We start from the raw sequence: 22648 nt of genomic DNA on the forward strand, positions 1-22648 counted from the left end.
TACAAGGGCGCTCATGAATCGAGACTCTGTCGTTGATACGGCCTCGGGTCTCAGCTGTTAGTCGCTTACGGTAAGGTTTGGCTTTGCGTCTGAGACACTGCCATAACGTGCCGCCTTGTCTCTTGTCCCTCCAGATATAGCGATAGATGCTCATGTGACTAATACCACCATGAACTCCGGCTATTTGTTCAGGACTCCAGCTGTCTTTTAGCTTGTCTGTGACCCAATCCCATACATCAGCGATGATAGTGAAAGCATTGTTAGAGCGTCTGTCACAAGCCTTGTTATTAGCATTCTTTGCTCGGTAACCGCGCAGGCCTTTATTACGCCTAAGCTCTCTTGATATGGTGCTAGGACTTCTTCCTAATGTGTCAGCTATAAATTTAATACTATGTTTTGCCCCTTTAAGGGCATAAATCTGGTATCGTTCACCTAGGCTTAGATGTGTATAGTTCATGGTTGCAATCTCACTTTGGTCGGTGGATAAAAACTTTGATGCTAGCGCATCTAGGTCTTTTTTTCACCTCACATTTGGTATTGCACTTCATGTGTTAATCTAAGACAGCATTCAATTCCCTAAATTAATTATTGGTAAAAAGAAATAAAAATATTTTTAATGCAGTTAAAATTAACGGTAATGGATTAGTTATGAGTAAGTCGCAAGTGCAAGAAGATAGCAGTTTAGATCCAAACTGGCGCAACGATGCCCTAGATTTAGGGCTTGATTATGGCATGCAAACCATCGCCGTACGGGCAGGACAGCATCGTACTGATGAAGGTGAGCATTCAGAGCCTATTTTTACCACCAGCTCTTATGTTTACCATTCGGCGGCTGATGCCGCAGCGCATTTTGATGGCACCAAAACGGGCAACGTCTACTCGCGTCATACCAATCCCAGTGTACGCACCTTTGAGCGTCGCTTAGCTGCCCTTGAAAATGGTGCACGCGCGGTGGCGACAGCTTCGGGTATGGGTGCGATTTTGACCATGTGTTTGGCGTATCTAAAAGCAGGCGACCATCTGCTTGCAGCCAATCAGCTATTTGGCTCATCTATCGGTCTGTTTAACAATTACATGGCCAAATTTGACGTTGAGGTCAGTTATGTTGATTGCTTCGATAATGAGGCATGGGCAAATGCAGTTCAGCCCAATACCAAAGTGATTTATTGCGAAAGCCCCAGCAATCCGTTGGCGCAGATTTGTGACATCGGTTATCTAAGCGAGCTGTGTAAAGCCAATGACATACTACTGGTAGTCGATAATTGCTTTGCTACGCCAGCCTTGCAGCGTCCGCTTGATTTGGGTGCAGATGTAGTGATTCACTCTGCGACCAAGTATTTAGACGGGCAAGGGCGAGTATTAGGCGGTGCGTTGGTCGGCAGTGACAAGCTGATGCAAGAGGCATTTACCGTTGTCCGCTCAGGTGGCATCAGTATGAGCCCCTTTAATGCTTGGGTCTTCACCAAGGGGCTAGAAACGCTCAAGTTACGTATGCAAGCGCATTGTCAAAATGCCAATCAAGTGGCGGAGTTTTTGGTCAATCATCCCAAGGTCAGTACGGTGCATTTCTCAGGGTTGAGCGACCATCCTTCTCATAATCTTGCTACCCGCCAGCATCATATGAAAGGGGGTTATGGTGCTATCATGGGTTTTGAAGTGAAATCGTCTGCCAGTCTTGATTCAAAAGCCGCTGCTTGGCATGTGATTGATTCGACGCAAATGGTTTCTATCACCAATAATTTGGGTGATGCCAAAACCACGGTTACTCATCCTGCGACCACCACTCACTTTCGCCTGACGCCTGAAGCGCGAGCTGAGGCAGGCGTTAAAGATGGGCTTATCCGTCTATCGGTCGGTTTGGAAGATGTAGAGGATATCATTAAAGATTTGGCGCGCGGTTTAGACAGTTTGTAAAGATAACGGTATAATCACTACCAACGCATACATTTTACGTTGTCAAACACCACTTACCATTATAAAGACAAAGAGGCAGTTATGAATATTCAAGCATTAATGCAACAAGCCCAAACGATGCAAAAGAAAGTCGAAACAAACGTCGAAAATGCCAAAAAAGAGCTGGGCAATAAAGAAGTGCAAGCCGAAGCGGGCAGTGGTCTGGTCAAAGTGACTATGACAGGTCGCCATGTGGTCAAGCGTTTGACTATCGATCCAAGCTTATTGGAAGATGAGCCTGACATGATCGAAGATTTAATCGCAGCCGCTATCAATGATGCTGTGCGCCAGGCAGACGAGCTTTATGAAGAAACGATGGCTGGTGCTACCTCGGGTATGGGTCTGCCACCAGGTATGCAAGGTATGTTCTAATATCTGCCATAATATCTGTCCCAAAAATAAGTTAACGCTTAGCTATTCAGACTGGTCAGACTCGTTAGACCTACGAAGATAAAACTAGCACTCGTCTTTCTCGTTATCTTGAACTTTTGGCATTGATATACAGCTGGTTTTATATTTAGTTGACTGTATGTTATCTGACTGTAAGATCTAATGAATGGGGTTGTTATCAACACGATACGACCCCATTTTTATAGCTACTGTTTTTTAAATTAAGTTAAATAAAGGAAGACACTTTGCTGACAGCCAAATTTGATCAGCTGGTCAAACAGCTGCGTATTTTGCCGGGTGTGGGACAAAAGAGCGCCCAACGGATGGCGCTTCATCTGCTAAGTAAAAAGCGCCCTCAGGGCATGGCGCTCGCGCAAGCGCTTGATGAAGCGATGCGTGATATCGTTGAATGCCAGCGTTGCCATAGCTTTAGCGATGACGCTGTCTGCCCGCTGTGTCAAGATCCAAGGCGTGATGATAGGTTATTATGCGTGGTTGAAACCGCAGCAGACGTCATGGCTATTGAACAAACTGCGGGTTACCGTGGACGCTATTTTGTCTTAGGTGGCCATTTATCACCGATTGATGGGATTAGTGCCGACGACTTAAATATCGATCAGCTGGTTTGGCGAGTGAAGCAAGAGCCCGTTGAAGAGTTGATACTGGCAACGGGTACCACCGTCGAAGGGCAAACTACCGCACACTTTATCAGTGAAGCGGTCAATCGTCATGTCAATAAAGTGACGCGCTTAGCACAAGGTGTGCCGATGGGTGGTGAGCTTGAATACCTCGATAGTATGACCCTTGGGCAAGCCATGCAAAACCGCTCCTTTTTATAGCTTTGTTATAACTTGCTTATAAAAGCCAAGTCTTGCCCATTTTTTTATGGGATTGTTATAATTGTTTTAGTAGTGTTTTATCATTATTATTTTCGTCTCTCATTTTATTAAGACGCGGTTTAGCGTTTTATTTTCTCTTATTTATGCAGGTATCTGCCCGTGTCAAACATTGCTTCAAATGCTTCCACCGATTCAATTCCTCAAAATAGTCCTGCGGTTGCTGATGATGCATCAACGCACTCAGTCAATCATGCTATGGCATCAGTGGCGTTGCCGGCAGAACCAGATATCGATACACTACTAGATAGCGCCGATGAGGTTGCTGTCACTTGGGTGCGTGAGCAAAGTAGTTTGGATGAAGTGATTGCGGCATTAGCCACTTGCGGGCGTGTGGCATTAGATACCGAGTTTATCAAGCGCGATACTTATTATCCACGTTTGGCGCTGGTGCAGCTGAATACTGGCGATCATGTGTATCTATTAGATGCACCGCAGTTGCAACTGGCTGAACTATGGCAAGCACTCAGTGAAGTGGATGTGGCCATTTGGCATGCATGCGGCGAAGATTTGGGTATTTTTTACCTGTTGTCCGGTTGTCCGCCATTGACCAATATTTTTGATACCCAAATCGCTCTGTCTTATTTGACAGGGCAGTTGCAAATGGGCTATCAGCAAGCGCTTGATGACCAATTGGACATGCATATCGATAAAGAACAAAGCCAGTCAGATTGGCTAAAGCGTCCGCTTTCAGACGAACAAGAACAGTACGCGATAGACGATGTGCGTTTTTTGCCAGCACTCTATTTAAGTCTTGAGTACGAGCTAAAAAAGCAAGGTTTGTACGACTATGTATGGGCAGACTGCCAGCTTTATGCCAGTGATTTATATGATGCTCAGCATGTTGAAGACGACGCAATGTATCTTACGATGGCAGATTATCGTTATACTTCTGAGCAAATGGCAATACTACAAGCGGTGGCGACATGGCGAGAGGCGCTGGCACGTGCCACTAATCAGCCACGTACTTTTGTGATTAAAAAACAAGCGGTACGCGAAATCATCACTGAAAAACCAAATAACATGCGTGAGCTGGCACATAAAACCACGATGCACCGTAGTATGTTGCGACTGTATGGTGAAGAATTGCTCAAGGTCATAAAAGATGCCAAAAACCTTCACCCTGCTGAACATCCAGCTTGTTTATTACCACCGTATCGTTCGAAAAACAAAATCCTATCAAAAGCCGTGCAACAAGCGATCGATGAGCAAGCAGAAGTTATTGGCGTACCTGCCAACGTATTGATGCGTAAAAAATGGCTGGGGCAGCTTTATGAAATTATTGCATTTGATAAAGACTTAAGCGAGCTGCCAGAGGGCTTAAAAGGCTGGCGCAACGACTGGGTTATGCATACCTTGATTCCTGTTATCACAGCCCATAAAATCGAGCTACAACAAGGTATGGGGATTAACGTTTAAAATAATATATAGTGAGTTTTCAATAGAAATCTGACTATATTAACGTCGAAACTGTCCATGTTGTAAAAAGTGAGCCGTTTGCTTGGCCACTGTTTTATCGACCAGCATCCCAGTATGCGAGACTGGTAAAATAATGTGATCAGTGGCTGCCTTTATTTTAGTTTCTTCTACATATACCGTGCCATCGTGTAGCAGGTGTTCTGCTGATGGTATGTTATCTGCCTTACGTAGTTTGCGGTTATGATACTGTAAAAAAAATTGCCCTAAACCCTTGGGGTGATTCCCCGCAATCACGCCCAGAGTAATATGCTCAGGTAATGGTGCTACCGTACCATCTAGTGCATCGACGTAGGAGCGGCCCACAACAGCTGGGGTCAAGCGCCAAATATAATCAGCACAGACACTGCCTATATGCGGCGTTCCGAGTGTCACGCAGCGTCCAATCTGCCATTTCGGATATTCAGTGATAAAATCACGAATAATTAACCCACCCAAACTATGACCGACCAAATCTATCGGCTGGTCTGGATGGTGGTTTTCTTCTAGCCAGCTATTTAGATGTGCGCTATTGGTCTTGATGCCATCACGCATACTGCGATAGCCAAATTGATGGGTATCAAACCCTGCTGCTTGCAAGCATTTGGCCAGCGGACGCATAATCCAAGCCGTTTGATGCAGACCATGAATCAGAATAACGTGGTTTTTTTGTTGCATGTTTGGTTCCAAGGCAGTGATTGAATAGATGTTATTTTAGTAAATTAAGTGGATATATATCTGTACTACTATAGTAGGTTGTTCTTAATGATTTAAATAGCAGTGACTTAAGTATTAAGAGTGTTACCTGTTGAGATGCTGCTGAAAAGACAGCCAAAATAAAAACCTCCAAATCAGCTGATTTGGAGGTTTTTTATATCATGATAATGAATGTTTATCGACAATGATGATTACATATAGTTTTCGATACTTGGGCAAGAACACATGAGGTTTTTATCACCATAAGCGTCATCGACACGTGCCACACTTGGCCAGAACTTATTGTTACGGATGTAAGGCAGTGGGAACGCCGCTGTCTCACGGCTGTATGGATACGTCCATTCACCATCAGTAATCATCGCCGCGGTATGCGGGGCATTGACCAATGGGTTGTTTTCTGGCGTCCAGTTATCTTCGCCAGCTTTGGCTTTTAAGGCCTCTGCTTTGATAGATTTTAGCGCACTGATAAAGCGGTCTAGCTCTTCTTTAGATTCAGACTCGGTCGGCTCAATCATCAAGGTGCCCGCAACTGGGAAGCTCATAGTAGGTGAGTGGAAGCCATAATCCATCAAGCGCTTGGCGATATCACTTTCTGTGACGCCTGTTTCTTCTTTTAATGGACGAATATCGATGATGCATTCGTGGGCCACGCGGCCGTTTTTGCCAGCATATAACACCGGGTAGTGGTCTTTTAATTCCGCAGCAACATAGTTGGCATTTAATAGTGCCAATTCAGTGGCTTTTAATAAACCATCACGTCCCATCATGGCAATATACATCCATGAGATTGGCAAAATACTTGCTGAGCCATAAGGGGCTGCCGATACCGCTGAGCAGTCTTTTTGCGCATTGTGTACAGGGCTTAAAGTATGGTTGGCCATATATGGTGCTAAATGTGCCTTCATACCGATAGGACCCATGCCTGGACCGCCGCCGCCGTGTGGAATACAGAAAGTTTTGTGCAAGTTCATGTGTAGTACGTCTGCGCCAACGTCTGCAGGCTGCATCATGCCGACCTGAGCGTTCATATTGGCGCCATCCATATAGACTTGGGCACCATGTTTATGAATAAGGTCACAAATATCACGGATACCTTCTTCAAAAACACCATGCGTCGATGGATAAGTAATCATCAATGCGCCCAGCTTCGCGCTATGCTCTTCACATTTCGCCGTTAAGTCATCGATATCTACGTTACCATTGTCATCGGTTTTGACCACGACTACTTTCATACCCATCATAATGGCCGTAGCAGGGTTGGTGCCGTGCGCTGACATTGGAATCAAGCAAACGTCACGATCGGTCTCGCCCAGTGATTCGTGATAACGACGGATAGCAAGTAGACCTGCATACTCACCTGAGGCGCCAGAGTTTGGCTGCATAGACACATCATCAAAACCTGTGATGGCTTTGAGTTGGTCTTGTAGGCTATCAATCATCGCCACATAACCAGTTACTTGATCGCGCGGTGCAAACGGATGCACATTGGCAAATTCAGGCCATGTAATCGGTAACATCTCACTGGTGGCATTCAATTTCATGGTACAGCTACCGAGTGAAATCATGCTACGGTTCATCGCCAAATCTTTGTCTTCGAGCGATTTTAAATAACGTAGCATTTCGTGTTCGGTGTGATGCGAGTTGAATACTGGATGCGTTAAGATATCGTCAGTACGCAAGTGAGTGCTATCAAGAGAGACGCGCGCGTCTTTTGGTAGGTCGTGCGACTTACTAACGAATAGCTGGGTTAGTACTTTAAAGTCCTGTTCGTCACTGGTCTCACTAAAAGAAACGGCAAGTTTGCTGTCGCCAAGACGCCATAAGTTGTAGCCAACATTGTCTGCATTTTCAAAAATTTGAGTGGCCAGTTTTTCTGAACCGCAATCAACCACGACGGTATCAAAGAATTGATCATGTGCCACGTTCAAATTGCTATCGTTAGCGCCTTTAATGACATCAGCAAAGGCAGTAGCAAACGCATGGATACGCGTGGCAATACGCTTAACACCATTTGGACCATGGTAGACGGCATACATACCCGCTAAGTTGGCCAGCAATACTTGTGAGGTACAGATGTTTGAGTTGGCTTTTTCGCGGCGGATATGTTGCTCACGGGTTTGTAGTGCCATACGTAGAGCAGTATTGCCTTGCGCGTCTTTTGAGACACCGATGATACGACCAGGCGCTGAGCGTTTGGCTTTATCTGAAAAAGCGAAGTAGGCGGCATGTGGACCACCAAAGCCCATTGGGATACCAAAACGCTGCGTGCTACCCAAAGCCACGTCTGCACCCATATCTGCTGGTGATTTTAGCAGTACCAAGCTCATGATGTCACTGACGACGCTCACATAGGTTTTATTTTCCTTCACAGCCGCGATGACGTCTGTTAAGTCTTTAACATCGCCTTCGACACCGACGTATTGGAATAATGCCCCAAAATAATCGCCAGACTTGGCCGTTTCAAAATCACCAACCACCACTTCCCAACCAAAGTACTTGGCGCGGGTATTGATAACATCAAGTGTTTGTGGATAGATGCGATCATCGACGAAAAATTTTGTTGATTTGCTTTTGCTCACGCGCTTAGACATTGACATCGCTTCAGCGGCAGCGGTTGCTTCATCAAGCAATGAAGCACCAGCCATCTCAAGACCCGTCAAATCAATACAAACTTGTTGGAAGTTAAGTAGCGCTTCTAGACGACCTTGGGCAATTTCTGCTTGATAAGGGGTGTAAGCAGTATACCAGCCTGGATTTTCAAGGACGTTGCGCTGAATAACAGCAGGCATGCGTACAGGTGAGTAACCTTGGCCGATATAGCTTTTATTAACGGTGATGTCATCAGCCATCACGCGCAATCTGGCGAGCGCAGCGTGTTCACTCATCGCGGCTGGCAAGTCCAATTCTTTGTGCAGGCGTACAGGTTCAGGCACCGTATCATTGATAAAGCTTGCCATATCTTTATAACCAACCGCACTGAGTAGATCCGCTTGCTTGGTTTCATTAGAGCCTAAATGACGATAGACAAATTCGGCTTCGTTGAATAAGCCTTGAAAGGTATCAAACGTCGGGTTTTGAGAGATAGTCATGACAATCCTTGGAAAAGAGTGAAAAGGAGCGTTCTATAATAAAAGTAGTGGTTCAACTAACTATACATAATGTACAAATTGATTTTGCTCAAAGCGGAACTGGGTATTATAGATACCATTATCAGCACGCTCGCCAGCACCAATCATCATAACGATATGATGATCATCGCCTAGCTCTAACAAGCGCTTCATGGCAGGTTCGTCGAAACCACCCATCGGACAGCTATCAAAGCCATACGCTCGCAATGCCAGCATTAGATTTCCAGCGGCTAACGAGGTATTATTGGTTGCCCAGTTTTTGGTATCTTCAAAGGTATAATAAGGCGATTTGATAGGACCTTTGACGCGTCTGACCACTTGAGTTGCACCCCATTTAGCGACGGATACAATGTTGGCAGGCCCACGTAAAAAGTCCAACGCGACGACTTTGTTGTAGTAGTCTTTTACCTTTTTTGGCACCGGTGTATCAGGGAATTCACGTAGAACTTGCTGGGCGTGATCATGCCAAACGTCGGTACGAGCAACCACAGCGATTAAGCGTGCGGATGTTTTTGCGGCGTTTTGGTTCATGCAGTTTTTGACCGCGCGCTTACGACTATCCACATTATCGATAACATAAAACTCCCACGGCTGTAGGTTGCTAGAGTTTGGAGCTAACATGGCCAAACGCAAACAGTCGGATAATACGTCATCGGGTATCGGCGTGTCGGTAAAACGGCGTACTGATCGGCGTGACTCTACGACCTCACAAAACGCTTGTCGCTGCGGAGTATGAGTAGGCGTAGCAATGCTGTCTTTATTATCGGTATTGGCGTTCATATTAGGATCCATACTGGGAGTTGAGTGCTCAATTTGGCTCATTGTTGCGGCATATTTAAGAAATATGTCAAATGAGTAATACGAATAAACTAGCTAGCAATTGGGGATAATCAATTGGACGATGATTGTTTTTTAACGCTGATTTTTAAAGAAAATCGCTTTAAGCCAAAGAGGATAGATACCGACTGACGCCGGTACCTACAATAATGAAACCTGCTTGCTTTGTTATAAGTAGCGAGATTTAAGCTTAATATCGCTTGTAGAGTGAAGCGTGTAGCAGATATTACAGCTCATTTTCGTACTCGTCAGCAGTCAGTAATGCTTCATAGTCAGCCATGTTTTCAGGCTTCATTCTAAAGAACCAACCTTCGCCATATGGGTCAGAGTTGATGATTTCAGGGTCGTCTTCTAGTGCTTCGTTGATGGCAACGACTTCGCCTGAGATTGGAGCATAGACGTCAGAAGCGGCTTTAACAGATTCAACCACTGAGATTTCGTCATCAAGAGTGATGACGTCACCAACATCTGGTAATTCAACAAATACCACGTCACCCAATAATTCTTGAGCATGGTCAGTGATACCAACAGTAATTGTACCGTCGTCCTCTAGGCGTAGCCACTCGTGGCTGGCGATGTATTTTAATTCTGCTGGGATGTTACTCATGGTCTCTCTCCTAAGTGATAGAGGTTAATTAACAAAAATAATGCAAGCTAATAATAGAATTTATAACGGCTACGAGTCAAACTGCTGCTTGCCATTACGGACAAATGGTAATTTCAGGACGCGTACATCGACGAACTTACCTTTGCCGCGCAGATCAACTTGCACGCTATCCTCTTCTGACAAGCTGGTAGGAACGCGAGCGATAGCAATCGAGTTTTTGAGGCTAGGGGAGAATGTGCCACTGGTGATAACCCCTGTTTGCTCGTTGTCTGTGCCTTGATTGATGGTCACAGTCATACCTTCACGTAACACACCGCGTGTGGTCAGTAGTAGACCCACTTGCTTCATCGCTGTATTGTCATCTTTTGACTGTTTGCGTTTGCTTACAAGCGCCTCACGACCCACAAAATCTCGCTCGTCTTTTAGCGCCAGTGTCCAGCCCATATTCGATTCGTAAGGGCTGGTCTCTTCATTCATGTCATGACCATAAAGGTTCATGCCGGCTTCCATACGCAAGGTATCACGTGCGCCAAGACCAGCAGGTTTGACACCATTGGCTTTTAACTGTTCAAAGAAGGCAGGTGCTTCATCGGCATGCATAATCACTTCAACGCCATCTTCACCAGTATAACCAGTGCGAGCGACGAACCAATCTGACCCTTCGATATCGGTTAAATCGGCACCAACGAAAGGCTTAAGGCCTGCTAGGGTGTCTGCCCAGCTAGGTTTGATTTTCGCCAGTTTCTCAACGGCTTTTGGTCCTTGGACAGCAAGCATTGCCAAATCATTACGTTCCGTTAAGGTAACATCAAAGTCTTTGGCTACTTTTTCAAACTGTGCCATGTCTTTATCACGGGTCGCCGCGTTAGAGACGATGCGATATTCAGTTTCTTCGCTATTTGATAAATAAACGATTAAATCGTCGATGATACCGCCCATGTCATTCAACATAGGTGAATATAGGGCTTTACCGACAGTTTTTAATTTAGCAACGTCGTTGGCCAATAGCTTTTGTAGCCATGCTTTGGCATCGCTACCTTTAACATCAACGATAACCATATGAGAGACATCAAACATCCCTGCATCGTTACGTACAGCTTCGTGCTCTTCGATTTGTGAGCCGTAATGAATCGGCAGCTCCCAACCAGAAAAGTCCACCAGTTTGCCTTCACTATCGACGTGAGACTGGTAAAGGGGAGTGCGTTTGGGAGCTTGGGTGTGGGTATCAGTCATAACAAATCCTTATGTGAACATCAGCCTTTGTACTTAATTTAAGTACAAAGGCTGATGTTCATGATCATAGTGGCGAGCAGCAATATTGCAGGGTGCAAACATTGCAACCAAGGGTAGCACAGAAAAAATATAAAGCCGTCAGCCAAACAGACGCTGAACGTCAGTTTAAGCAAAAGCCCTATCTGTCCTGTAACCTGAGATTTTCAACACGAAGCATCATTTGATGTCGTATTTTCTCCCCTTCGGTGGGTAGGGCGTCGTCCGTCCTTACCGCTCTCCAGATTTGTTATGCCTTATATGTGTAGGCAATGCACCATCGATGGCGTACTGCTAAACAATAATGACATGTGTTTTTCAGTCCTGTTACCTGAGCGATTGGCAGGGTGTATGCGCCTTCGGTGGTCAATCAGCAATAAGTCATATCGTATGAACAATATAGTGCATTACGAGGTGTTTGCTAAAGACTCTCTCCTGAAAAACGCTTTTATTATGAAAGGTTCAGGCTGTTTTTACAAGCCATCAAATCGATTAAAATGCATAAACTTGGAAAGTACGGAGTTTTATCAGCATAATTGCCCAAAATATCAGGAAGATAAGTACTTCTATGGTTTTTGTGACGGTTATATAGCCCGTAATTATCGAAGGAGATTTACCATACCTGAACGTAAAGACGCTACTGGTATGGGTTTAAAATATGCTAATCTATGGGGATAGTTTTTGATAGGTGGTTTTTATGCATTGTGATATTTATAAGTTTCCCAAACATGATGATATGTATATTTATATTGCGCGCCCTGATTATCCTGATGATACCGAAGAGATTCAGGATTGGCTTGGTGTGCTGCCCAAAGATTTTCGTGCAGGCTTAGGTCGTAGTAAGTTTGTCATGCATTTAGATTTGGCAACCACACCGACCCTTGCCCGTGTTGATAAAGAAGAGGTGTTAGCAAAGCTACAATCGCAAGGGTATTTTGTGCAACTGCCACCGCAAGATGTCATGCGCCGCCAAGCAGAACTGCGCGCTCGTGAAGCTCAGGATAGTATTTACAACTAGGGCATGGGTTTAAAAGTTTGGTAGATGGCCGCCTGCATTTTATGAGAAAATCGTGATAAACTAGCGACCTCTTATATCTTCAGTGCTTATATCGATAACACAGTTGGTGTCGATAATGTAGTCGGTCTTATTTTAGTATAGTCGGTTCAAAACAAAAGCGATACGGTTGTCGTAGTGTGCTATTGCTATAAATTTTCTTTGCTTGCTGTTCGCAGGTGTAGCAGAGTCGGCAAAAATTTTATAGCCAATAGTTTTGATAACCAATAGTACTGTATCGTTTTCAAAGTGAATTCACTATATGACAGCACGTACCATATACCGCTAAACACGTAGTGTCGCATCGGTTATAAATCTAGGTAACTAAACACGTATGGACTGGTTAAAAGGTATTATAAAAAGCTTACCACTGGAAACCATCAGCGATATTCTTGGTGAGATTGCGATTTGGTGGAGTCAGATGGTAAAAGACGTTCCGCCCGCCGATTTGCCCATGTATGCTTATCTTGGTGGTGCTATTGTAGTGCTAGTACTATGGGTGCTGGTCGCTCGTGTATTGCCACGTCCGCTGGGCGGCATGAGCTGGATGATGTTGTTTGCGATTTTATTGGCTCCAGGTAGTGCACTTGGTGACCCAAGCGTGATTGCACCGGCTAGTATTAGCGTGGTTTATGCCGTTATGATGAAAGACTTCACCGGTGCCGTTGCCAATATGCTGCCCATAATGGTGGTATTGGTCGTGGGCTTGTTTGTCGGCTTTGTTTGGCAGCTGATTCGCGGTGCGTTTGAATCAAGCTTGGATAAAGCACGCAGCCGCACAGCAGAAGATACGCAAGCGACAATGCAGCTGACGACAGGAAGTTATTTGTCAGCAGATGCTACTGCAACTGAGCCAGCTGATTTAGATAACAAGTCGAGTTTAGTTGAGCCGTCTAGTAGTAAGCCTTTATCGGCTAAACCTGAAGCAGCAGTCAGCTTAAAAAAAGGTAACTCGAAAATAGATAGTGTTTTAGCTAAGAAACGCGGTACAAAAAAAACTGATAAACGCTAGGGCGTGTCCTCATTTTAAAAATGCTGATAAAAATAGTTAAGTTTTTTCTTAAGTCATAAGTAAAGTAAAAGACACCATTAGCGTGTCTTTTTTTATGTGTGTTTATTGATCACTGTGCTCGTTAGTCATTTTGAGACCACTATAGTTAAAATACTTTAAAAACGCTACGATACTGCTGGTATAGTTTTTTTGTAGCCTCTGTCTGCGTAGGCACAGCAAGCAAGAAAAAACGGTACCTGCAGTACGTGATGTAGCGATATTACTTCTCACTGACTATGAATCTATCAGTGCGCCCGTTGATGGCAGACCCTAGGTCTGAGTAATTGCGAACGCATGAGTATTTTGGCAATATGCGCCGCTGTGCTAACCTAAATGATTGTTTTTCTTGTATCGACTGCTTCTGAACCTTTTACACGCTTAAAACCCCTAATGTATAACAATAATTGAGATTGAATTATGACGACCACCACGACCGATAAAACCAAAAAAACTTTTACCGGCACGCAAAGCTATATTGCCACTGACGATTTGCAGTTGGCAGTCAACGCTGCCATGACCTTACAAAAACCGTTACTCATTAAAGGTGAGCCAGGTACAGGCAAAACGTTACTGGCAGAAGAAGTCGCCGAAAGTTTAGGCATGCCACTGATTACGTGGCATGTCAAATCGACCACCAAAGCGGAACAGGGTCTGTATGAGTATGATGCGGTGTCGCGTCTGCGTGATTCGCAACTGGGTGATGATAAGGTCTATGAGATTGGCAATTATATCAAGCCGGGTAAATTGTGGGATGCCTTTACCAGTAAAGAGCGTAGCGTGCTATTGATTGATGAGATTGATAAAGCCGATATCGAGTTCCCAAATGATTTACTACACGAGCTTGATAAGATGTCTTTTTATGTCTACGAGACGGGTGAGACCATCACCGCCGAGCAGCGTCCTGTAGTGATTATCACCTCGAACAATGAAAAAGAGCTACCAGATGCGTTTTTGCGTCGTTGCTTTTTCCATTATATTGATTTCCCAGAAGAGGAAACCATGCGCCAAATTATTGAGGTGCATTTCCCTGATATCCAAGAAAAACTGGTCAATGATGCACTCGATATCTTTTATAAATTGCGTAATATTCAAGGGCTTAAAAAACCGCCATCAACCTCAGAGTTGGTCGATTGGTTAACGTTATTGCTTGCTGATGATATGGCACAAGCGGAGCTAGAAGAAAACTTGCGCGGCGAAAAATCCATCCCGCCATTATACGGTGCGCTACTTAAAAACGAAGCGGATGTCAGTTTATTGCAGCGTTTTGCCAATATGATGCGTCGTTAAGCGTATAGATTTCTAGTGATGTTTTGACAACAACCCATGCCAACGCCCAAATTATAACCATATTAGCCAATAAGTGGTGCGTACCCTATGTTTATTAAACTGTTCTACACCTTGCGTACTTACGGCGTGCCCGTCAGTACGCGTGAGTTGCTCGACCTCAATGCCGCGTTAGATCAAGGCCTGATGATGCAGCCACACCCTGAGAGTCCAGAGCTGCCTACCTTTGCCAGCCGCGAAGACATGTATCGGCTGATTCGACTGTGCATGGTCAAAGACGAGCGCCATTTTGATAAGTTCGACCGCGCCATGGCAGATTATTTTGAAGGTGTCGACAGTCTCGATATGGATGAATTATTATCCAAGCTGACTGATGTCCCTAAAGAGTGGCTCGATTTAAAATTAGATCCCAAAAATCTGACCGATGAGCAGCGTCGATTGCTTAAAAAGTACGGCTCGCTTGAAGAGTTGATGAAAGCCTTAGAAGAACGCCTCAAAGAACAAAAAGAGCGTCATCAGGGCGGCAGTAAGTGGGTCGGTACGGGTGGTACGTCACCGTTTGGGGCCTATGGCGATCATCCAGAAGGTGTACGGGTCGGCGGTGAGTCGCGTAAACGCAGCGCCGCCAAAGTTTGGGAGCAGCGTAAATACCGCAACCTCGATGACGACAGTCAACTTGGTACGCGTCAAATTCAAATGGCATTGCGCAATCTTCGTCAGTTTGCACGCACAGGTAGCGCTGATGAGCTTGATATTCATGAAACCATTAAACGCACCGCTAAAAAAGGTGTGCTTGATATTCATATGCAGGCTGAGCGCCGTAACCGTGTCAAAGTGCTGATGCTATTTGATGTCGGCGGTAGTATGGATATCCATGTCGAAGCGTTAGAAAAGCTATTTTCTGCCGCTAAAAATGAATTTAAAACCTTAGAGTTCTTTTACTTTCATAATTGTCTGTATGATTATGTGTGGAAAGACAATGACCGTCGCCATAGCGCGCCGATGCCAACCTTTGAGCTACTTAATAAGTATGGCCGCGAGTATCGGGTCATATTTGTCGGCGATGCCTCGATGTCGCCTTATGAGCTGATGACGGTCGGCGGCAGTGTGGAGTATATGAATAACGAAGCAGGTATTGTCTGGTTAAAAAGGGTATTAGCACATTTTGATAAAGTTGCTTGGCTCAACCCTGAAAATCCTGCCTATTGGCAATATACTCAAACCATCATTGAGATTAAAAATTTATTCGATAATAAAATGTATCCCATGACGCTGCACGGTGTGGAAGAGATGACCAATTATATGGCGCGGTAATTTTATAATGATGCATTTATATTCAAACTAATTTATCAGTCAAGCTGATTGAATGTTCTGTTAAGGCAGCGGCGATGTTTTCATGGCCGCTGCCTTTTTTGGTCTAAATAAATCAAATTTATAACGATAGGGCATTGGTATGCCCCGTTAAATATGATAACATTCATCCTAAATGAATCTTATAGTGATATTCCGATTGGATGGGCTAAAAAAGTTTGATTACAGTGTTTGACCACGAGAGTTCGACAGCTGTTTAAACCCAGTCATTGTTGCTAGTGTAAACCTTTCATTTTTAATCCTTTTAATTAATCCTTATAGTAATCCACTGAGAGAGATAACATGGCTTCACCAAAAACATTAGAAATCGTAAAATCAACCGTTCCCGTACTCGAGGAGCATGGAACGGCAATTACCACCGTATTTTATAAAAACATGTTCAACGAGCATCCTGAATTGTTGGACATATTCAACGAAACCAATCAAAAATTGGGCCGTCAACAAACCGCATTAGCGACGACGGTACTAGCAGCCGCTAAGCATTTGGATAAATTGGCGACTTTATTGCCACAAGTCACGCAGATTAGCCACAAACATAGAGCGTTACAAATCCTACCTGAGCACTATCCCATCGTTGGTCACCATCTAATTGGTGCGATAAAGGAAGTGCTAGGCGAAGCTGCTAACGACGATATCATTGATGCTTGGACTGAAGCATATGACGAGATTGCCTCGGTATTTATCCAGATAGAACACGGCATGTATGAAGCAGAGATGTGGCAAGGTTTTGCGCCATTTACCATTACCGAAAAATATGAAGCCGCGACTGATATTGCTGCTTTTACCGTCGTTCCAGCAGAGGGTAGTTCAGTTGATCTAAGCAAATTGAATTTAACCGCTGGTCAATATATCACCGTAAAAACAGATCCAAAAGATAGTAGCCATACTGCACTGCGTCATTATTCTTTATACTCAGCCAGTACCGAAAAAGGTATTCAGTTCGCGGTAAGACGCGACAACCGCAATGAGCACAACGGTTTAGTCTCTAACCATTTACATGACAACCTAACCGTTGGTGATACTATTTCACTATCTGCGCCTGCTGGTGACTTTGTGTTAAATCAGGACTTGGTAAAACAAAACGACATTCCACTGGTATTGATGAGTGCGGGCGTAGGGGTGACACCTATTCTAGCCATGCTAGAGACGCAAGTGACTGCCAATCCAAAGCGCCCTATCACTTGGGTTTATGCCTGTCAAAATGAACAGCATCATGCCTTTAATGAGCAAGTTGATAAGCTGTTAGAAAAAGCAGAAAACGTAGAAAAACATATTTTCTATTTTGACGAAGGGCAAATCCTTGATGAGGCATGGCTGGCCAATCTACCTAAGCCTGCTGATATCTATGTTTGTGGCTCGATGATGTTTATGGACAGTATGATTGATGGCTTGATGGCATTGGATCATGGTGTCGATAGCGTGCATTATGAACCGTTTGGTCCTAAAATGAGTCTAGAGCTGAAAGCTGGCTAATAAAGTTAAAACGATATACAACAATAGATGAACACATAAGGCAAAGTTATGACATAACTTTGCCTTATTCTTTTATAGTGCACTTGAGATTAAACATATTTGAAACTGGAATATTTAATAGACTCTAAATTAATCATAAAAAAAACATTATAAAAATTAGCATAATAACAAGGAAACACCATGGCTGACTCAAATCCCCAAATAATGACCTCTAACAATAATAATCCGCCCGTTAAAACACCCATTAAAACGCTCGCTGAAAATAGGCATTCTAAGAAAAAAGTACTCGTCGCTGGTGGTGGTATTTCAGGGTTAAGTGCGGCGTTTGAGCTGTCCGAAGACCCAAATATCGATATTACCATTGTAGAATCAAGCGCCACATGTGGTGGCAAAATGATTGGCTACTTTAATTCTGATGAGCAACGCTTTGAAGAGCATTCCATTCGCGCGCTAAGCTCTACCTATTTCTCTTTATTTAATATCTTTGATCGCGCTGGTCTGTTGCATATGCTGACAGCGGTTGAAGATTATCAGTTTTATCAAAGTGGTCACGGTAACGTTGAAGACAGTGATAATCACAATGATAATAGTGGACAAAAAGATGAACAAAAAGGCAAACGCGTCGCAATCGATAGACGTGCGGCGATAGATTTGCAGACGATTGAGGCGATGATTGAAACCTTTGACTTAAATAAAAAGAACATGCTACAACTGGTACAACGCATTGTTCATCATGTCAATGCCAGTGATGAAGAGCGCGCCGCGATGGCGTTTAAAACAGCAGGTGAGGTCATCGGTATTGATGATTTTGATGCCCATACTAAGCAATTTATTACCAATTGGTTTGGCATCTTGACTGGTGCCAGAATGCACAGTAAAGCCGTCGATATTATGGACAGCTTTGTATTGATGTTTTTACCGATGACCGAAGCACCCGTACTGCCAGAAGGCGAGACGTCTAAATCGTATTGCTTTAATCGTCCGACTTCCGAGGTAATCGAGGCGCTAGTAGAGAAGCTAAAAGCGCGCGGGGTAACCATCGTCACTCAAGCGCGTGTACTCAATATGCACCATCATGATGATGGACAGATTAGTGTCGATATTGGTGGTGATAATGGCACCACAGACGGTTTGCCACAACAGCACTATGATGCTGCCGTGATGGCGCTGCCGCACGAAGTATTATGGAAAATGGGACTATTACCACAGGTTAAGAAGCCTTTTAACGATGAATGGTCCTTTGGCAGCCAGTTTCCTTTAGCCGAAATACCCGCTGTTTTTGAGCCGTTCTTGGGTAAGTCTTATAACTTATGCTTTGATGCGCCGTGGAATATTGTCTTTCAAATCCAGCACCGTGGCGGCTTTTGGCAAGACGTCGAGTTCCCTGATAGCTTTGACTATAATCTATCGGCAACTTGTAGCTCACCGTTTAATAGAGGGTCGCTATTTGGCAAGCGTTTTATGGAGTGTACACCTGCAGAGGCCAAAGAAGAGATTCTATACCAGCTGGGTATTACCGATGCAGAGCAGCGTCAAGCTATCGCGCAAGGCGGCGTGATTGATCCGGTTAATTTGCTGTATACCGATAATTGGCAGCCGTATACTGATATTGAGACCGCTGAGATGGGTATCTTGCAAGATAATGGAAAGCGCTGGGTGGATTTGGCGCAAATCTATGTGCGCAATGCTGATGATGAGCTGATTGAAACCACTACGCAGTGGAATAATGTTGTGGTGGCAGGCGAGATTGTCTCGGTTACTGGACGCTGGAAAATACCCACCATGGAGCAAGCAGCAACGTCTGGTAAGCAAGCAGCGCAAGCATTATTCACAGTTATGGAACGAGAACAAACTGTGAGCATAGAAACATCAACACTCATGCACCAAGCACGTTATAAATATCTTGATCCAATAGTATCGGCGCTAAGTGCCGTAACCAAGAGGTTGTAATAAGCTGCTATATGTTTTACGAGTTACAGCACGAATTGGTAAAAGGGATGTGGGTAAAGGGTTTAGGGTAATATTAAGATAGATTGAGAGTGATGCTATTGATTCAAATCAACCAGCCCAATCATCACACCCATCTCTTTTTTATCATGTTTATCAATACTAGGCGCATATAATGCTGAAGCAATCCCGCCATCTAAAAATAAAGCATTTGGACAGTTTAAGTCATCCTTAAAAAGCTCGGCAAACTGATAAAAGGTCACAGGCTCTTCACTATTGACAAACTGTACGCTGCCATCACTACAAACACCGGTACCATTGCGCGGTTTAATAGAGGTGCTATCAGGATTAAACTGCGGATGAATCTCGTTATTAATAACCAGCATAGGTCCTGATTGAGTTGCATACCAAGGCTGCGCTTTACCATTTTTAAGCTGCTCATTTAAGGCGTCGCTTTCGGTGATTTTGACGTCGCCAGATTTATCCCACCACATTACCCCATTGGGCAATAGATGAAAATTGCCGCCACCTTCTTTGAGATTTAACGCACGAATCTCTTCGCCTTCGATGATGGTATAACCAATAGGCGCGTAACTCTCGTTATACATGCCAGCATTCATGGCAAAATTTAGCGTCTGATCTTTGGGCATGGTCGTCAATAACTTATCAAAAGTTAGGAACGGCTTCGTACTATCGGCTGGTTGCCAAAATAGTTGCAACGAGTAACGATCACCCATCAGCGCCTGAGCCTTAATACTGCACGCGCTATAAGTAAATGGTGAGGCATGCGATTGGCAAGACCAGTTTTCTGTATCACTGATAATCGCATCTTTGTTTAAGTCATCTGCTGGCTGGCAGGCGCTGATGCTTAAAGCGAGCAGCGCTACTGTCAGTAAAGAAGAAGGTAATGTGAAAATAGAGCTTAGCATCATAGAATTTAGCATCGATGGCTTGTCTTTGTTATGGCGTTGGAGCTTCTCTGTTTGAATGACTCATTCATACTTAGTCGTCTATAGAGGGAATCTCGCGAAAAGTGTTATTAACATTACCGATTAATCGTCCACCGTCAGTAATATTTGCGAAACTCCCCAGACCTTGCTCCGTTGGCGCACTGGTTTCTTTGCCTTTATCACGCGAGTCTTTATTATAAGCAATTAAGGCATCGTTGTTGGCTAAGAAACTATCAGGGTTTGCCATGACCCACATTTGATTGAATACGTCTGCGCGGGCGTTACTATTGAGTAGTGCTTCATTATCGGCAAAATAGAAGAATTTGGAGAGAAGTTTTATTTGTCCATCGTCTAGACGACGAGCAATATGATACGGCTGCAATTGACTAGGGTGTAATAACCCAGCTGCTCCGACGATACTGGCCAGTGATTTGAGCGTGTTTTTATGAAAACTTGCAACCCGTTCTGCCTTACTGGGTACATCTAAGGCTTTTTGACGATAAGGGTCTTGGGTAGCAACCCCAGTTGGGCAAGTATTGGTATGACATGAGCGCGACTGAATACAGCCAACTGCAAACATAAAGCCACGTGCCGAGTTACACCAGTCAGCACCTAAGGCAATCATACGAGCGATATCAAAACCAGAAACGATTTTACCGCTGACGCCAAGCTTAATCTTGTCACGAATGCCTGCACCGACTAAGGTGTTGTGAACCAACATAAATCCTTCGACCATCGGCATGCCGACGTTATCCATAAACTCAACTGGCGCTGCACCAGTACCGCCTTCCGCGCCATCAATAACAATAAAGTCAGGGTAGTTATCAGTCTCTATCATGGCTTTGACAATCGCCATAAACTGCCAAGGTTGACCGATACAGAGTTTAAAACCAACCGGTTTACCCTCTGATAATTCACGCAGCTGCTGCCAAAAAGCGACCAACTCACGCGGCGTACTAAAAGCGGTATGCGAAGAGGGCGAAACGCAATCCTGCCCGAGTGGCACTTGACGCGTTTCCGCAATCTCTACCGTTATTTTTTCTGACGGTAGCACACCGCCTTGACCAGGTTTAGCGCCTTGTGAGAGTTTAATCTCAATCATTTTCACTTGCGGATCGACGGCTTTTTCGGCAAAAGACTGCGGGTCAAAATTACCGTGTTCGTCGCGGCAACCAAAATAACCCGTACCCAGCTCCCAAATCAAATCGCCACCAAACTTGCGGTGGTAAGGACTGATAGCCCCTTCACCGGTATCATGAGTAAAGCCGCCTAATTTAGCACCTTGGTTAAGTGCCATAATGGCATTGGCAGATAAACTACCAAAGCTCATTGCTGAGATATTAAATACCGACATATCATGCGGCTGCTGACACTGCTCGCCACCAACCATGATACGAAAGTCTTTATTCTCTAAAGGCTGACTGACGGCCGATTGTAAAAACCATTCTTTGCCATGCGCATATAAATTATCTAGCGTACCAAAGGCATTGGTGTCACTGACATTTTTGGCACGTTGATAGACCAGCGCGCGCTGCTGGCGTGAAAATGGTACCTGTTCTTTGTCGTTTTCTAACAAATATTGACGAATTTCAGGACGGAAGTCTTCCAGCACGTAGCGAATATGTCCAGCAACGGGGTAGTTTTTTAAGATCGCATGCTTTGATTGAATTAAGTCATAAATACCAAGTGCGACTCCAATACCACCCGTGATAATCAACCACCACTTCATCAATAGCAGCCCTGCCAAAAATATCAATATAGCAGCGCCAAAGGTACTATAGCGCAGTAATAGACCGACGAGGTAAGGAGCGTCAAGTGTGGGCTTAGGGTTTAGATTGGTACGAGATTGGGGCATAGTATCGCTCAACTATAAAACATAGAAAGTAGAAATATATAATAAAGTAGAAATATAAAAATCAAAAAACGCGATAATTATTAATGATAGAAAAAGCAGCGTGCCTCAAGCATTGATATAGAGGACGACTGGTTTTATCTTAACTTATAATTAACGCGCATATTGTACGCTTATAATATCACGGCTTAGAGATAATTGAGTAACGGTATGCTAATGTAGGTTTTGTAACGAAGGGGTTCTTACGCTCACGGATAACCAACGCAGCCATTTATCTTTCGAAAGCTGGCTTTGCAGGAATGCGTATGGTAGACGATATTAAAAATAAAATTGAAACCGACTGTCAGTGTCTGGTGGTAAGGTTTAAATAGTGCTTTGTGACCAGTGACGTGTAGGGGCATGAGGTGTAAAAAA

Annotated in this window: 18 protein-coding genes and 2 riboswitches; of the genes, 10 read left to right on the top strand and 8 right to left on the bottom strand. The window is 44.2% G+C overall.

Annotated features, from left to right (window positions below):
- Window positions 1-457, bottom strand: a 457-nt coding sequence (locus EI162_RS04420; protein ID WP_192523220.1) for an IS30 family transposase, incomplete at its 3' end; no start/stop codon positions are given.
- A 191-nt stretch (window positions 458-648) separates the two neighbouring features.
- Here EI162_RS04420 and EI162_RS04425 point away from each other — a divergent pair.
- From EI162_RS04425 to EI162_RS04440, 4 genes are all read left to right on the top strand, one after another.
- Window positions 649-1914 (top strand): O-succinylhomoserine sulfhydrylase, encoded by a 1266-nt coding sequence (locus EI162_RS04425; RefSeq protein WP_192523221.1) that lies wholly within the window; start codon window positions 649-651, stop codon window positions 1912-1914.
- An 81-nt stretch (window positions 1915-1995) separates the two neighbouring features.
- On the top strand, window positions 1996-2325 hold the full coding sequence (locus EI162_RS04430) for a YbaB/EbfC family nucleoid-associated protein (RefSeq protein WP_192523222.1): 330 nt from the start codon (window positions 1996-1998) through the stop codon (window positions 2323-2325).
- 263 nt (window positions 2326-2588) lie between these two features.
- Window positions 2589-3182, top strand: coding sequence for a recombination mediator RecR (recR, locus tag EI162_RS04435; RefSeq protein WP_192523223.1), 594 nt, complete (start codon window positions 2589-2591; stop codon window positions 3180-3182).
- A gap of 159 nt (window positions 3183-3341) precedes the next feature.
- Complete coding sequence (locus EI162_RS04440) at window positions 3342-4658, top strand: ribonuclease D (RefSeq protein WP_413038376.1); 1317 nt, start codon at window positions 3342-3344, stop codon at window positions 4656-4658.
- 39 nt (window positions 4659-4697) lie between these two features.
- On the opposite strand, the gene EI162_RS04445 is transcribed toward EI162_RS04440, so the two are convergent.
- From EI162_RS04445 to gcvT, 5 genes are all read right to left on the bottom strand, one after another.
- Window positions 4698-5372, bottom strand: a complete 675-nt coding sequence (locus tag EI162_RS04445; protein ID WP_192523224.1) for a lipase family alpha/beta hydrolase — start codon at window positions 5370-5372, stop codon at window positions 4698-4700.
- Between the two features lie 230 nt (window positions 5373-5602).
- Entirely contained in the window at window positions 5603-8500 is a 2898-nt protein-coding gene (gene gcvP / locus EI162_RS04450) for an aminomethyl-transferring glycine dehydrogenase (protein ID WP_192523225.1), read from the bottom strand.
- A gap of 60 nt (window positions 8501-8560) precedes the next feature.
- Window positions 8561-9319 carry a nitroreductase family protein gene (locus tag EI162_RS04455; protein ID WP_192523251.1) on the bottom strand — a complete coding sequence of 253 codons (759 nt, stop codon included), beginning with the start codon at window positions 9317-9319 and terminating at the stop codon, window positions 8561-8563.
- Between the two features lie 283 nt (window positions 9320-9602).
- Window positions 9603-9983 carry a glycine cleavage system protein GcvH gene (gene gcvH, locus EI162_RS04460; RefSeq protein WP_192523226.1) on the bottom strand — a complete coding sequence of 127 codons (381 nt, stop codon included), beginning with the start codon at window positions 9981-9983 and terminating at the stop codon, window positions 9603-9605.
- 69 nt (window positions 9984-10052) lie between these two features.
- On the bottom strand, window positions 10053-11216 hold the full coding sequence (gene gcvT, locus EI162_RS04465) for a glycine cleavage system aminomethyltransferase GcvT (RefSeq protein ID WP_192523227.1): 1164 nt from the start codon (window positions 11214-11216) through the stop codon (window positions 10053-10055).
- 172 nt (window positions 11217-11388) lie between these two features.
- Window positions 11389-11507, bottom strand: a riboswitch (glycine riboswitch).
- A gap of 54 nt (window positions 11508-11561) precedes the next feature.
- Window positions 11562-11700, bottom strand: a riboswitch (glycine riboswitch).
- Window positions 11701-11949: 249 nt separating this feature from the next.
- On the opposite strand from gcvT, the gene EI162_RS04470 reads away from it, so the two are divergent.
- The 6 genes from EI162_RS04470 to EI162_RS04495 all read left to right on the top strand — a co-directional run bounded on the left by EI162_RS04470 (window position 11950) and on the right by EI162_RS04495 (window position 19435).
- Window positions 11950-12270, top strand: a complete 321-nt coding sequence (locus tag EI162_RS04470) for a YcgL domain-containing protein (protein ID WP_192523228.1) — start codon at window positions 11950-11952, stop codon at window positions 12268-12270.
- A gap of 370 nt (window positions 12271-12640) precedes the next feature.
- Window positions 12641-13318: a hypothetical protein gene (locus EI162_RS04475; protein ID WP_192523229.1), complete on the top strand. Its 678-nt coding sequence runs from the start codon at window positions 12641-12643 to the stop codon at window positions 13316-13318.
- 456 nt (window positions 13319-13774) lie between these two features.
- Window positions 13775-14644: an AAA family ATPase gene (locus tag EI162_RS04480; protein ID WP_192523230.1), complete on the top strand. Its 870-nt coding sequence runs from the start codon at window positions 13775-13777 to the stop codon at window positions 14642-14644.
- An 87-nt stretch (window positions 14645-14731) separates the two neighbouring features.
- The gene (locus EI162_RS04485) at window positions 14732-15955 is read left to right on the top strand and encodes a vWA domain-containing protein (RefSeq protein ID WP_192523231.1); all 1224 of its coding nucleotides are present in this window, start codon (window positions 14732-14734) and stop codon (window positions 15953-15955) included.
- Window positions 15956-16294: 339 nt separating this feature from the next.
- Window positions 16295-17485: a globin domain-containing protein gene (locus EI162_RS04490; RefSeq protein ID WP_192523232.1), complete on the top strand. Its 1191-nt coding sequence runs from the start codon at window positions 16295-16297 to the stop codon at window positions 17483-17485.
- Between the two features lie 180 nt (window positions 17486-17665).
- Window positions 17666-19435 (top strand): FAD-dependent oxidoreductase, encoded by a 1770-nt coding sequence (locus EI162_RS04495; RefSeq protein WP_192523233.1) that lies wholly within the window; start codon window positions 17666-17668, stop codon window positions 19433-19435.
- Window positions 19436-19530: 95 nt separating this feature from the next.
- On the opposite strand, the gene EI162_RS04500 is transcribed toward EI162_RS04495, so the two are convergent.
- On the bottom strand, window positions 19531-20376 hold the full coding sequence (locus tag EI162_RS04500; protein ID WP_192523234.1) for a phosphodiester glycosidase family protein: 846 nt from the start codon (window positions 20374-20376) through the stop codon (window positions 19531-19533).
- A gap of 58 nt (window positions 20377-20434) precedes the next feature.
- Entirely contained in the window at window positions 20435-22237 is a 1803-nt protein-coding gene (locus EI162_RS04505; protein WP_192523235.1) for an FMN-binding glutamate synthase family protein, read from the bottom strand.
- Window positions 22238-22648: the final 411 nt, after the last annotated feature.

The organism is Psychrobacter sp. FME6 (assembly GCF_014861365.1).
Lineage (GTDB): Bacteria > Pseudomonadota > Gammaproteobacteria > Pseudomonadales > Moraxellaceae > Psychrobacter.

Coding starts and splice junctions, on each gene's coding strand:
- EI162_RS04425 (WP_192523221.1), top strand. CDS start 649: ATGAGTAAGTCGCAAGTGCAAGAAGATAGCAGTTTAGATCCAAACTGG.
- EI162_RS04430 (WP_192523222.1), top strand. CDS start 1,996: ATGAATATTCAAGCATTAATGCAACAAGCCCAAACGATGCAAAAGAAA.
- EI162_RS04445 (WP_192523224.1), bottom strand. CDS start 5,372: ATGCAACAAAAAAACCACGTTATTCTGATTCATGGTCTGCATCAAACG.
- gcvP (WP_192523225.1), bottom strand. CDS start 8,500: ATGACTATCTCTCAAAACCCGACGTTTGATACCTTTCAAGGCTTATTC.
- EI162_RS04455 (WP_192523251.1), bottom strand. CDS start 9,319: ATGAACGCCAATACCGATAATAAAGACAGCATTGCTACGCCTACTCAT.
- gcvH (WP_192523226.1), bottom strand. CDS start 9,983: ATGAGTAACATCCCAGCAGAATTAAAATACATCGCCAGCCACGAGTGG.
- gcvT (WP_192523227.1), bottom strand. CDS start 11,216: ATGACTGATACCCACACCCAAGCTCCCAAACGCACTCCCCTTTACCAG.
- EI162_RS04470 (WP_192523228.1), top strand. CDS start 11,950: ATGCATTGTGATATTTATAAGTTTCCCAAACATGATGATATGTATATT.
- EI162_RS04475 (WP_192523229.1), top strand. CDS start 12,641: ATGGACTGGTTAAAAGGTATTATAAAAAGCTTACCACTGGAAACCATC.
- EI162_RS04480 (WP_192523230.1), top strand. CDS start 13,775: ATGACGACCACCACGACCGATAAAACCAAAAAAACTTTTACCGGCACG.
- EI162_RS04485 (WP_192523231.1), top strand. CDS start 14,732: ATGTTTATTAAACTGTTCTACACCTTGCGTACTTACGGCGTGCCCGTC.
- EI162_RS04490 (WP_192523232.1), top strand. CDS start 16,295: ATGGCTTCACCAAAAACATTAGAAATCGTAAAATCAACCGTTCCCGTA.
- EI162_RS04495 (WP_192523233.1), top strand. CDS start 17,666: ATGGCTGACTCAAATCCCCAAATAATGACCTCTAACAATAATAATCCG.
- EI162_RS04500 (WP_192523234.1), bottom strand. CDS start 20,376: ATGCTAAATTCTATGATGCTAAGCTCTATTTTCACATTACCTTCTTCT.
- EI162_RS04505 (WP_192523235.1), bottom strand. CDS start 22,237: ATGCCCCAATCTCGTACCAATCTAAACCCTAAGCCCACACTTGACGCT.